The organism is Chryseobacterium takakiae, from assembly GCF_900129385.1.
Classification (GTDB): Bacteria; Bacteroidota; Bacteroidia; order Flavobacteriales; family Weeksellaceae; genus Chryseobacterium; species Chryseobacterium takakiae.
In genome coordinates this window covers 45,061-59,012 of the sequence record NZ_FQVO01000013.1, presented here as the reverse complement: position 1 = coordinate 59,012, position 13,952 = coordinate 45,061, and the positions used below count along the sequence as shown (strand labels likewise).

The window sequence follows — 13,952 nt, the reverse complement described above, 5'->3', positions numbered from 1 at the left end:
CTATGCCAGATACAAACAATATAAATGTAGATATACTTGATGAACTAATCATTGGAAGAGTAGAACCCCAAATCTATGCTTTTACAACCGAAACAATACCGAATTATCTAAAAGTTGGCGATACCTACCGACCAATCGAAATGCGATTGAATGAATGGCGCAAATACTTCCCTAATCTTGAAAAGAAATTTGGAGATGTTGCAAAAGTTGATGACGAAACTTTTTATAGAGATTATGCAGTTCATTTTTTTCTTGAAAACGAGTTAAAAAGAAGCCGATTAAAGCCCAACGCTTTAAAAGGAATCCCATATTATTCCAATGAGTTTTTTGAAAACGCAACAGAGGAAGACCTGCAAGAAGCCATAAAAGATATAAAAAGTGGACATCAAAACAACGAAACAAAATATCAATATTATCGCTTTGACGAGAGCCATATTCCAATTACACACACTTATATTAGAAGTGAAAATTATCCACTACGACCCAATCAAGAAGAAACAGTAAAACGGTTCAGGGAAGCTATAAATAAAGGCAGAACCAACTTGCTGATGTATGCAGTAATGCGTTTTGGTAAATCATTTACCTCAATGTGTTGTGCAGTTGAAATGGGAGCTAATTTGATTGTTGTGGTTTCGGCCAAGGCTGATGTAAAAGAAGAATGGAAAAGAACTGTTGAAAGTCATATTAAATTTGACGGCTATTGTTTTTTAGATAATAATGCTCTCTTATCAAGTGACACTGTAATTACCGAAAAAAAGAATGCAAATGAAAAAATCGTTTTGTTTCTAACCTTGCAAGACTTACAAGGTGATGAAATCAAAACCAAACACAAAGAAGTATTTAAAAATCAAATTGACTTATTGCTTATTGATGAAACACATTTTGGAGCAAGAGCGGCAGAATATGGGAAGGTTTTAAATGAAACTAGAAATAAAGATGAAAAATTAAGTGCTTCTCAAATCAAGAGTGAAGAAAAACAAAATGATTTTGCACTTGAAGATTTTGGAAAAATTGAAAAAGAATTAAATGCCAAAATTCGTATTCATCTTTCTGGAACTCCTTATCGTATTTTGATGAATAGTGAGTTCACAAGTGATGATATTATTGCGTTCTATCAATTCACAAACATTGCAGAAGATCAAGAACAATGGGATTTAGAAAACTTAAATAAAGATGAAATCAAAGAATGGGATAATCCATATTATGGCTTTCCTCAAATGATTCGTTTTGCATTTAATCCCAATGAATCTTCCCGAAAAAAAATGGAAGAACTGAAAAAGAAAGGTGTAACCTATGCTTTTTCAGAACTTTTCAGACCACAATCCATAACCAAAGACACCAAAACAAATCTTCATCAAAAGTTTATTCACGAAAAGGAAATACTTGACTTGCTAAAAGTCATTGACGGTTCAGAAACAGATGAAAATTTATTGAGTTTCTTAGACTACGACAAACTGAAAGATGGCAAAATGTGCCGTCACCTTGTTTGTGTTTTGCCTTACAGAGCATCTTGTGACGCATTGGAAGAACTAATCAAAAACAACAAGTTTAAACATCTTAGTAATTACGAAATCATAAATATTTCTGGCGTTGAGAATGAAAAAAGCTTCAAAGACACACAATCAGTTCAATCCAAAATTAAAAAATGTGAAAGTGAGAATATAAAAACAATCACTTTGACTGTAAACAGAATGCTTACAGGTAGTACTGTTCCTGAATGGGATACTATGCTTTACCTAAAAGATACTGCTTCACCACAAGAATATGACCAGGCAATTTTTCGTTTACAAAATCAATACATCAAGGATTTCAAAGAGCCTAACGGTGATGTGGTTAAGTTCAATATGAAACCGCAAACTTTATTAGTTGATTTTAACCCAAACAGAATGTTCCAAATGCAGGAACATAAATCACAGATTTACAATGTAAATACGGAATCAAATGGAAATAGCAAACTAGAAGAGCGAATCCGAAAAGAACTTGAAATATCTCCCATTGTAGCTTTAAACAACAATAAAATTGTACAAATACAACCTGCTGATATTTTGGATGCAGTTCGCAAATATTCAAGTATTAGAAGCGTATTTGATGAGGCGACTACTATTTCAATTGATTATTCTTTGTTGGATATTGAAGCAATCAAAGCTGAAATTGAAAGACAAAATAAAATTGGTTCTCGTCAAGGATTAGAAATTCCGCCAGCAAAAGGCGAGGGAGACGAAATTGATATAGATGATACTTCCGATAATGTTGCGGACGAAAATGAAGAAAATGCAAAATCCAAATCAAAAGATGATGAAGTAGTAAATGATTACAAAGGTCAATTTGTTATGTATTATGCAAGGATTTTATTCTTTGTATTTTTGACAGATTCAAGAGTTAAATCTTTACAAGAAACCATTAACCACATCAAAGGGAATGCTGATAATTTGCGTATTGCTTCAAATTTGAGCCTTGAAATCACCATACTTGACTTGTTTCAAAAACACATCAATCCATTTATATTAAGCGAACTAGATTATAAAATTCACAACATTAATTCATTAGCTAACGATAACTCAATTTCTCCCATAGAAAGAGCAAGTAATGCAATGAAAAAATTCGGTCGTCTTTCAGAATGGGAAGTAGTTACTCCTGAAAGCATAACAGAAATAATGATAAATTATTTGCCTGAAAATTCTATCTCTGATTCCACTAAACTATTAGATATTGCTTCTAAACAAGGAGAATTTGTTTATGCTGTTTATAGGAAATTCGGAAAAAATATTGCAAGCAAATTTTATTCAATACCAACTTCTAAACTTACTTATGAATTTACTCGGAAAGTTTACAGCCTATTGGAATTAGATGTTAATCTCATTGAAGAAAATTATACATCCTTAGAACTAATCAAAGAAAATACTTTTGTTCAAGGAGAAAAAATAAAAATAAACAACAAGCTTATGAAGTTCAATGTAATTGTTGGCAATCCACCTTATCAAGATAGAAGAGAAGGAACAAGTGATAATCCTATCTATCATTTATTTATGGATTTGGCTTATCAATTGAGTGAAAAGGTCGTCCTTGTAACCCCTGGTAGATTTCTATTTAATGCTGGAAAAACACCTAATCAGTGGAACAAAAAAATGTTGGATGATCAACATTTAAAAGTCAAGTCATACTTTAATAAAAGTAGTGATGCTTTTCCAGAAGTACAATTACCCGGAGGTATTGCAATAACTTTAAGAGATAAAAAACAAAAGTTTGCCAAAATTGGTGTTTTTTCAAAGTTTGAGGAGCTTAACACACTTTTGCAAAAAGTAACTAATGAGCCTAACTTTAAATCAATCGAAAGTGAAATATATACTCAGAATAAATTTGAGTTAGAAACTCTTTACAAAGATTATCCTAGCTTTAAAAACATAATTGGTAGTAATGGAAGAGAGAAACGATTAACAACTTCAATTTTTGACCAACTATCTATTTTTACTGAAAAACCTACTAATAAGAATGATGTTTGTATTTTTGGTTTAATAAAAAACAACAGGACTTACCGTTTTATTCCTTCAAAATACATTGAAAACCATAAGAATACCAATAAATTCAAAGTTTTACTTCCTAAAAGTAATGGGTCTGGTGCATTAGGTGAAGTTATACCTACTCCTTTAATTGGCGAACCTGTAATTGGTAAAGTTGGTACTGGATATACTCAATCGTTTATAAGTATTGGGGCATTTGACACAATTCAAGAGGCTGAGTCTTGTTTGAAATATATTAAAACAAAATTTGTAAGGTCAATGCTTGGGGTACTAAAAGTAACTCAAGATAATAATAAGGACGTTTGGAAATTTGTTCCTATTCAGGATTTTTCACACAATTCAAAAATAGATTGGTCAAAGTCAATTTCGGAAATTGAACAGCAATTATATGAGATTTATAAATTGACGAATGAAGAAATTGCTTTTATTGAAAAAATGATAAAACCAATGGATTAATGATGAAAGCAATTAAATACGAAAAAGATGCGGTTTTAATTCAAGATGGAAAAATCAATGCTTGGGTTGATATATGGGTTGAAAATGGTGATACTATTTGTGACTGGAATAAAAATGATTTTATTATGACTGATCCAAATGATGTTGCATTGAAAAACTGGCAGGATAATCTTGAACATTTTGAAGATGCAACAACAATTGCAAGAGAAGTTTTAGAAAACGCAGGCATCATCTACCAAGACGAAAACGGCAAATGGCATCAAACAGAAAAGTACCACACAATGAAGGGTTCAATTCCAATAAAATAAAACAAGCCAAGATGCAACTTCAAAAAAATTTCGATTTGTTTCCGTTAAAAACTTTACTTCAGAATCTGACATAGACTGGAATAAATCGACACAAGAAATTGACGAACAATTGTATGCAAAGTATAAATTGAATAATGAGGAAAATGACAATTAATCTGACAAACAAGCCAACACTTCACAGCCACACAACCAAAACAACTGAAAAACGAACGGACGAAAAGAACACCGAAGCGATAAATGCCGTTTTGCAAAGCAGGGGTTTTGTGTTTCTATGACATTGAAGTGCTAAATTCAAGTTTTGGCATCTAATGAGGTTTTGCGCTAAATTCCCGCCTTCGCAAAGCGGCAAACCGTTATGGCAGAATTATTGTTATCTCGAATACAAAATAAGATCATGCCCGAAGGTCCTTCCATACTTTTAATGAAAGAAAGCATTCAGAAATTTGAAGGCAAAAAAGTTCTTGAAGCTTCCGGAAGTGCCAAGATCGATAAAGAAATCCTGGTTGGAAAAACACTAAAGGAAATAAAAACCTTCGGAAAGCAAACGTATCTTGTATTTGATAACGTAGCGGTGAGAATTCACCTGTTGATGTTCGGCTCTCACAGTGTGGATGAACAGACGAAACCTGACCGCCAGCTCAGATTAGCATTACTCTTTTCAGACGGCGGCATGTATTTTTATACCTGTCATGTAAAAATGGTAGATTCTGAATTCTTAGCGGGTATCGACTGGAAAGCTGATGTTATGAGTGATATCTGGAGTCCGAAGAACGCTGAGAAGAAATTAAAATCACATCCTGATATGATGGTTTGCGATGCTCTGATGGATCAGGATATATTTTCGGGAGTCGGAAATATCATTAAAAATGAAGTGCTCTTCAGAATCGGGGTACAGCCGGAAAGCCTGTTAGGAAAAATTCCGCCAAAAAAAATAAAAGAACTGATTAAAGAAGCACGAAATTACAGCTTTGATTTCCTTGAATGGAAAAGAGATTTTACGCTCAAGAAACACTGGCTCGCCCACACCAAAAAGATCTGCCCAAAATGCGGACAAAAGCTGATAAAAAAGCAGACAGGATTAGGGAAAAGAAGAAGTTTTTACTGTGAAACAGACCAGGAATTGTATCAATAATTTAAAACTATTAAATATAACTTCAATCTTTTTTATTTTCATCTTTTTTTCTAAATTCTTTATCTAAATACTTCTGCATTCATTATAACTTACAGACTTTCAAAGTCATTTACATCAAATCATTCGCTTATACAATTCACTTGCGGTAGAATAAATATTAATTTTTATTAATATGTGAAGCAATTTAATCAAATTTAGGTGATATAAGTCAGGTTTTCTTTAATCCTATGCGCAGCATTTTGATTATTAAGTATTGAAGCTAAAATACCATCTATTAAAATATTAATAAAATTTTACATTAAAATTAACAAATTCGCAAATCATTTTTTAGATTTATATTAAATATTTGTAAACATATTTTAGCCCAAAAGTTAATTTAACACACATAAAACCCTGATATACATCATAATTTTTACTTGGAGGGTTCATTTTATTGTCGTAATATTGCAATATCAAATCAGCAATAATTAATCAAATAATTAAAAATACAATAAAATGATCGCTTACATCGGAATCGCAACATGTTTAGTCGTTTTTTCTTCTTATTTCGCAACAGTTAAGAGAGAAGAAAGAAACTAATTTAAATTCTGTGGCCAAGAGCCTAAGAATTCACAAATGAATTATATTGTTTATGTTTTCAATCTGTAAAGGTTGACTGCTCTTTTACTCAGAGGAGTAAAAGGGCAACCAAAACATAAGACAATTTACACTAAGGACAATTTTTAATTTTTATAATAGCCGATAAAGTCGAACATGTATTTGTTCGGCTTTTTTGTTGAATAACATTATCTTTGGCCTTAAATTCCCCCCATGAATCTCTATAATCTTATTATTCAGGATAAAGAAGAAATAGCCCTTAACGATGTTTTCCTTGATGCACATCATAAAGAGCTGATCACACAACTTATTAAAGAGAATGCCTATGCACTGGAACTTCAGGAATACGGATTGCCGGTAAACAATAAAATACTCCTTCAGGGAAGCTCAGGCTGCGGAAAAACCATGACTGCTAAAGCAGTAGCCCATGAATTGGGTAAAAGTATTATCATTCTTAATTTAAGCAATATTGTTTCTTCAAGAATTGGAGAAACTTCACAAAATATTAAAATGATTTTTGACAAGGCAACCCGGGAAAGATCGGTACTTTTTCTTGATGAGCTGGACCAGATCGGAAAAGCAAGAGGCAGTGACGACAAAGACGTGGGCGAAATGAGAAGACTGGTGAACACATTGATCCAACTGATCGACTATTATCCGGAAAACGCATTGCTGATTTGCGCGACAAACCATCCCGAAATTATTGATACGGCTTTACTTCGTCGCTTTCAGCTCAAAATTAATTATCAAATGCCTTCAGAAGAATTCCTTGATTCATTTTATAATCAGCTGTTATCTAAATTTCCGGATGATTTAAAAAATATCGATCGAAAGTACAATATCTCTTTTGCTGAAGCGAAAGATTATGCTTTTACGGTAGTGAAAGGAAACCTTATTAAAAAACTTGAAGCTAAGAATATAAATCAACTTCAATAAATTAACGCCATGTCAGTTCGAGTGTTTTTCGGAGCAAAGCGGAGAAAAATGTATCGAGAACCACCGAATGAAAGGATTTGTGGCAGTAACTTTTCGATATGATTTTTTCAAAATCTACTCAAAGTGACGTCCCGCTTATCATAAAAGTGCTTTAAGTTACGCCACGTCAGTTCGAGTGTTCTTCGGAACAAAGCGGAGAAAAATCTATCGAGAACCACCGAATGAAAAGATTTGTAGCAGTAACTTTTCGATATGATTTTTCAAAATCTACTCAAAGTGACGTCCCGCTTATCATAAAAGAGCTTTAAGTTACGCCACGTCAGTTCGAGTGTTTTTCGGAGCAAAGCGGAGAAAAATGTATCGAGAACTGTTGAATATACAATCCTAAACTATAATTTCTCGATATGCTTTTTTAAAGCTCTGGAAGTGACAAACTACAAATCAATTCACAAAAAAAGCCCTTTCATCACTGAAAGGGACTTCTTCTAATATAATATGAATGAACTAAGTATGATCTTTTTTACTGAACAACAATTTTAAAATTGCTATTTAAGTTCTCGCCGGAAACATTCAGAATATAATTTCCTGCAACCTTTCTGCCTGCCATATTCAAATTAAATACGCCGTTTCCATTGGCATTAATCTTTTCTTTAAAGATGATTTTGCCCGTCGTATCAATAACGGTAGCAGTAAGGCTTGATTTCTTATACTCAGGAAGTTTGATGGACAGTTGGTCTTTCACAGGATTCGGGTATACTGTTCCTACATTCTTACTAATGCTGAATTCATCATTACTCAATACAGCCTGGTTATATAGTGAATACACTTCCGTAGCGGATAATGCATAGTTGTACATTTTAAGCTCATCAAAGGCACCCTTATAAGGAGCAGAAGCATTGGCAGTTGCCTGAAACTCCAGCTCGCCGATATTCCCGATTACAAAATCACTGGATTCACCAATTCCTGTAACAGCCGTCTCATCTCCTTCGGAACTTAAAACGCCGTTGGTGTAAATTCTTATTTTATGAGTGATAATGTCACGCTGGATCACAACATGCACCCAGTTATTGGTAAAATAATTGGCAATAGGTGAAGTAATTTCTTTTTTTGTCACATTATCATCGATCGCAAAACGGAGCTGTCCACCTTTAATTTCCACATTAAAACGCTTACCGGTGGCTCCTGTTGAAGTATTAGCCGTTATTGAGCCTTTACAAAGTACATACAAACTTGTTGAGGAAGATGAAGGTATCATGCTCACGGGTGCTTTCATCCAATAAGAAACGGTAAAAGAATTAGCATTAAATAAAATCTGATCCTGATGAGGAATGCTTGCGATGTAGATATTGTTCGGCGAAGTAGCCAGATCAAGAGCATAATTTTCTTTTCCGGGAACCCTTACAGCAGCATTATCATAAGACGCATTTAAAACTCCATGATTGGCAAAAGAAGTTACATCTGTCATTTGTGAACCTGAAGAAGGAGTCTCCGAAAAAGGCCAGCTTCCAACCAATGTCTGTGCTAATGCACGAAATGACCAAACATCACCTGTCGCAGTACCCAAAGTATTCGTAGCATCTATTCTCCAATAATAATCCGTTGCAGGATTAAGGTTGCTTAACTGATAAGAAGGTGAAGCGCTGTAAGAGACCGTTCCGATATTATTCAGATTTCCCGGATCCGTTCCGAAGTAAACGGAATATGTTGTTGTATTTGCGCTTCCATTCCATTTTAAAAGCAGGTTTCCGCTGGTTAATTCTGCGCTGTTGTTTCCATTTGCAGGAACAGGATTGATTGCTTTTGTGGGCGGTGAAGGAATTGGTGGTGTCGTTACTGAAGCAGTTGAAGCATACACAGAAGACTCTGAAGCATTGATTGCCTTTACCCTGTAATAATACTGAGTATTGGGTGTTAAACCCGCTTCGTTATAGGCTGTTGTATTTGCCCCTAATGTTGCAATAACAGTGAAATTCGTTCCGTTGTCTGAACGTTCCAGAACATAACCTGTTTCGTTCGTGGCATTATCATTCCAGTTAACCGTTAAAGAACTTACAGCAGGATTTCCGGTTGTAACTGAATTGGTGAAATTCAGATGGGTTGGCGGAATAATAAAATCCTGAGCCGGTGTATTGGGTAACCCATTAATATATACTTCAATATTCAAGTATGGAGCATTGGTCGCACTTACCTGTAAGGCATCGAAAACATTTTTATCAGTTCCATGGGCATCTTCCCATGCATCCGGCATACCGTCGTTATCCGTATCCAAAGGAGCCGGCGCACCATACACATGTCCTGCCCCTCCATTGGTAAAGCCGAATTGATTGGCTAAATCTGTTTGTACGTAAACATAGGTTGCAGTTGTTCCTTTCGACTGCAAGTCTGAGATCATTAAATTATCCACCTGGTCACGCCTTGGATATGATGCCCCTACTCTTGAGACAATATTGTCATATGCTTCCTGAGCAGTCAATACCGGGTTTTTCATAGGATAGTCGTAAGGAGCAGTTAATATCGCGTTAGGATCTCCGACCGGATAGCCTGTTAGATCCTGAGGAACCAAAGCACCATCCAGTATTCCGTTCTTATTATTATCGAAAAAATTTCCGGAGCCGTACAGGTTGAAGTTGGCATTTCCTACACTGAATGGCGTAGAAACCGTACTGCTTGTATTAGGCCCTCCAATAAAATAATTGTTGATGATATTCGCAAAAGAGCTTCCCGCAGAATCTCCGCCCATAATGTAAGCTTCTCCAGATTGTGTATGTCCATATATATTTCCATAGTTTCCCCAGTTGTAAACGACATTATTTACAAATTCATTGATGCCTTTTATTTTATTATTTCGTGTTTTGTTGCAGATATATAAATTTCCGATCAGACTTATTTTACCTCCCGGTGGAGGCTGCATGAGTCCGCCCGCAGAGTGATTGTGGCGGTGCATTCCCTGTCCTATAATAGAATTTTGAATCGTTATATTATCAGGTGCTGTACCGTTATTATCCCAGTTCACTGAGAAAACTTCGTCTGTCCCCCAGGTAAACGTCATGTGATCCAGAATGATATTGGCTCCGTTGGCAATTCCTGAAGCATCCTGATTTTGTGAGGTACCTCCGTAACGGATTCTCAAATATCTTGCAATCGTATTATTGGCTCCTGTAAAGGAAACTCTCGGTCCTAAAAAGACAATTCCTTCACCGGGAGCAGTCTGTCCTGCAATCGTTGTATTTGCTGCTACAGCAACCACGGACTGTAAATTCACAATCCCACCCACTTTAAAGATGACAAATCTTCCCGGCTGGCTCACCGCATCACGGAATGAACCCGGACCGCTGTCATTTAAGTTGGTAACCAAATAAATCTGAGGATTGGCAGCACCTCTCGCTCCGGTTGTATATCTTCCAAAACCGGCAGCTTCCGGAAAGGCTAATGTCTGAGCTTTTACATCAAATGTAGAATAACTTAACCCACAAAACAGCAAAGCCGCAACAGTGCGTTTAGATAGTAATGATTTTATCATATTGATTAATTTTATGTTAACTAATCTAAACACAAACGTAAACACGGGCATCCTGTTGCATCCTGCCTACTATCTAAATATCAAATGATTGCGGATTAAATCATTGGTTTTACACTAAGTTAAAATCGGATCAATATCCTGAAAACTATAAAAATAAATTAGTAGAAAAATGATTACTTTAATAAAAATTAAATTTTTACTTTTTATGAACTTTAAATTGAATGTTAAAAATTTAGATATTTTCCTTTTTGATTGAAAAAGATTGCTTCGTTGTTTCACTCCTCGCAATGACACAAAAAAATCCCTCTCATCGCTGAAAGGGATTTTATATTTAAAAAGTATTCATTACATATAAGCTTCAATCGGCTCACATGTACATACTAAATTTCTGTCTCCATATGCTTCGTCTACTCTTGATACGGAAGCGAAGAATTTGTGATCTCTCACCCACTCCAGCGGATACGCTGCTTTTTCTCTGCTGTATGGTTTATCCCAAGAATCAGAGATCACCAGTTGCTCCGTGTGAGGTGCATTTTTCAATACATTGTTTGCCGGATCTGCATCACCGTTTGCAATCTCATCAATTTCATGCTTGATCGCAATCAGAGCTTCAGCAAAACGGTCGATTTCAGCTTTGCTTTCAGATTCCGTAGGTTCAATCATTAATGTTCCTGCCACCGGGAAAGAAACGGTCGGCGCGTGGAACCCATAGTCCATTAATCTTTTCGCAACATCTGCCACTTCAATTCCTAACGATTTAAACTGTCTGAAATCTACGATACATTCGTGGGCTACTCTTCCGTTTTCGTTGGAATATAAGATCGGGAAATGCTCGGCTAAGATTTCTTTTAAATAATTAGCATTTAAAATAGCATGTTCCGTTGCTTTTTTCAATCCTGAAGTTCCTAACATTTTGATGTAAGCGTAAGAAATATTCAGAATCAATCCGGAACCGTAAGGTGCTGCGGAAATACCTTCGATCGATTCTTTAGAACCGATTTTAATGTTTGCATTGGAAGGTAAGAAAGGCACTAAATGTTTAGCCACACAGATCGGACCAACACCAGGACCACCACCACCGTGAGGAATCGCAAAAGTTTTATGTAAATTCAGGTGACAAACGTCTGCCCCGATGTTCCCCGGACTTGTATATCCTACCTGGGCGTTCATATTGGCTCCATCCATATAAACCTGTCCGCCATGCTCATGAATCAAAGAAGTAATTTCTTTAATGTTGGCATCGAAGAATCCATAGGTTGACGGATACGTGATCATCACGCAAGAAAGATTTTCAGAATGCTGTTCTGCTTTAGCTTTAAGATCTTCAAAATCAATTTCCCCGTTTTCAAGGTTTTTTACGACAACAATCTTCATTCCTGCCATTGCTGCAGAAGCCGGGTTTGTACCGTGTGCTGATTGCGGAATCAATACTACATTTCTGTGGCCTTCTCCTCTTGAAATATGATACTCTCTGATTACCATTAATCCTGCATACTCTCCCTGAGCTCCGGAGTTTGGCTGTAAAGAAGTTCCTGCAAACCCTGTGATTTCAGCTAAATCTTTTTCCAGTTCACGGATCATTTCCTGATACCCTGCAGCCTGATTCACCGGTACAAATGGGTGAATAGCCCCCCAGTTTTCCCATGAAAGCGGCAGCATCTGCGTTGCTGCGTTGAGTTTCATCGTACAAGAACCTAAAGAAATCATGGAGTGTGTCAATGATAAATCTTTTCTTTCCAGACGCTTGATATAACGCATCAGTTCTGTTTCCGTATGGTATTTGTTGAATACTTCTTCCGTAAGAATTTCGTCTTTTCTTAAATTCTCTTCCGGAATGCTGTATCCTTCTTTTATTTCTAATTTAAAGCTTTGTTTGTCTTTAAACTGAGCAAAAGAGGCCATCAGATAATTCAGCTTATCCAATGTTGTACTTTCGTTGATGGCAATGCTTACCACCCCTTCCGTAAAATAATTCAGGTTGAGTTTATGATCAAGCATCATTCTCATCAATCTTCCTTTCTCATCTTCATTAAGGTTGATTTTTACCGTATCGAAAATCGGTTCTTCAACGATATCATATCCTAACGCTTTAAGTCCGTTTTTCAGCGCATTTGCTTTAAAATGAATCTGATCAGCGATATAATTTAATCCTTTCGGACCGTGGTAAACAGCGTACATTCCAGCCATTACTGCCAAAAGAACCTGAGCAGTACAGATGTTTGAAGTAGCTCTTTCTCTTTTGATGTGCTGCTCTCTGGTCTGCAGTGCCATTCTTAGGGCACGTTTTCCGTACGCATCCTGAGAAACACCAATGATTCTTCCCGGAATGTCTCTTTTATAATCTTCCTTACAAGAGAAAAATGCTGCGTGAGGTCCTCCGTAACCCAACGGGATACCGAATCTCTGTGTGGTTCCAACAGCGCAGTCAGCTCCCATGGATGCAGGAGATTTTAATTTAACCAAAGCCATCGGATCACAGGCAACGACTACCTGAAGATCAGATTTTTTATATTCAGCGATATTTTGTGTGTAATCTAAAACGATTCCGTTTTTTCCAGGGTATTGCAATAACACCCCGAAATAAGAGCCGTCGAAATCATGAGAAGCATGATCTCCTTCCACGATTTCAATTTCAAGCCCTTCCGCTTTTGTTTTTAAAACGGATACCGTCTGCGGCAATACAAGATCTGAAACGAAGAATTTATTGGCTCCGCTTTTTTTCTGATCTTTTGTTCTGTTGTTGAAGAACATGTGCATAGCTTCCGCTGCTGCGGTAGATTCATCCAATAATGAGGCATTCGCAAGGGCAAATCCTGTAAGATCACATACAACAGTCTGGAAATTAAGAAGAGCCTCCAGCCTTCCCTGTGCTATTTCCGCCTGATAAGGAGTGTACGCTGTATACCAGCTCGGGTTTTCAAAGATATTTCTCTGAATAGCCGAAGGCAGCAGCGTATTATGATATCCAAAACCGATATAGCTGGTGTAATCCGTATTTTTCGATGCCAGCTCTTTGGAATGATTCAGCATTTCATATTCTGAAAGCGGTTCTGAAATGTCAAGATCTTTCTCTAAGCGGATAGAAGAAGGAATGGTTTGAGAGATGAGCTCTTCAACACTTGAAACGCCAATTTTTTCCAGCATTGCCTGTTTATCGGCTTCATTTACGGAAATGTGGCGGCTCACAAACTGTTCTGTATTCATTTTTATTTATTAGATTTTGTTGTAAAAAAGATTCGTAAAATTACGATTTTTTAGAAAATTGCACAAGTAAATTAAGAACGTACGGAAATCAGAAAAAGTATACTATCTTATTCAATATTAATGCATTTTTATTATCATTTTGAAATAAAAATAAAACAAATACTTAATTTTACATAAATTATTTTAAGCTTAATACTTTTATGATCCTGTAAAAATCAACCTAAAAACATGTAATGATGAATAAATTTCCGTGCTTGTTTTTTTTACGGAATGAATCTTTC

Annotated in this window: 6 protein-coding genes; 4 read left to right on the top strand and 2 right to left on the bottom strand. The window is 36.0% G+C overall.

Annotated features, from left to right (window positions below; translation table 11 throughout):
- The first annotated feature begins 2 nt into the window (after positions 1–2).
- The 4 genes from BUA76_RS15585 to BUA76_RS15570 all read left to right on the top strand — a co-directional run bounded on the left by BUA76_RS15585 (position 3) and on the right by BUA76_RS15570 (position 6,947).
- Positions 3–3,974 carry an Eco57I restriction-modification methylase domain-containing protein gene (locus BUA76_RS15585; RefSeq protein WP_072885719.1) on the top strand — a complete coding sequence of 1,324 codons (3,972 nt, stop codon included), beginning with the start codon at positions 3–5 and terminating at the stop codon, positions 3,972–3,974.
- Positions 3,974–4,282, top strand: a complete 309-nt coding sequence (locus BUA76_RS15580; RefSeq protein WP_072885718.1) for a hypothetical protein — start codon at positions 3,974–3,976, stop codon at positions 4,280–4,282. Before BUA76_RS15585 ends, BUA76_RS15580 begins: the two co-directional genes overlap by 1 nt.
- 355 nt (positions 4,283–4,637) lie before the next feature.
- Positions 4,638–5,414 (top strand): DNA-formamidopyrimidine glycosylase family protein, encoded by a 777-nt coding sequence (locus BUA76_RS15575; RefSeq protein ID WP_228408496.1) that lies wholly within the window; start codon positions 4,638–4,640, stop codon positions 5,412–5,414.
- Between the two features lie 810 nt (positions 5,415–6,224).
- Complete coding sequence (locus BUA76_RS15570) at positions 6,225–6,947, top strand: AAA family ATPase (RefSeq protein ID WP_072885717.1); 723 nt, start codon at positions 6,225–6,227, stop codon at positions 6,945–6,947.
- A gap of 520 nt (positions 6,948–7,467) precedes the next feature.
- Here BUA76_RS15570 and BUA76_RS15565 read toward each other — a convergent pair.
- Complete coding sequence (locus BUA76_RS15565) at positions 7,468–10,467, bottom strand: LamG-like jellyroll fold domain-containing protein (RefSeq protein WP_072885716.1); 3,000 nt, start codon at positions 10,465–10,467, stop codon at positions 7,468–7,470.
- 345 nt (positions 10,468–10,812) lie between these two features.
- Positions 10,813–13,671: an aminomethyl-transferring glycine dehydrogenase gene (gene gcvP, locus BUA76_RS15560; protein ID WP_072885715.1), complete on the bottom strand. Its 2,859-nt coding sequence runs from the start codon at positions 13,669–13,671 to the stop codon at positions 10,813–10,815.
- Between the last annotated feature and the right edge of the window lie 281 nt (positions 13,672–13,952).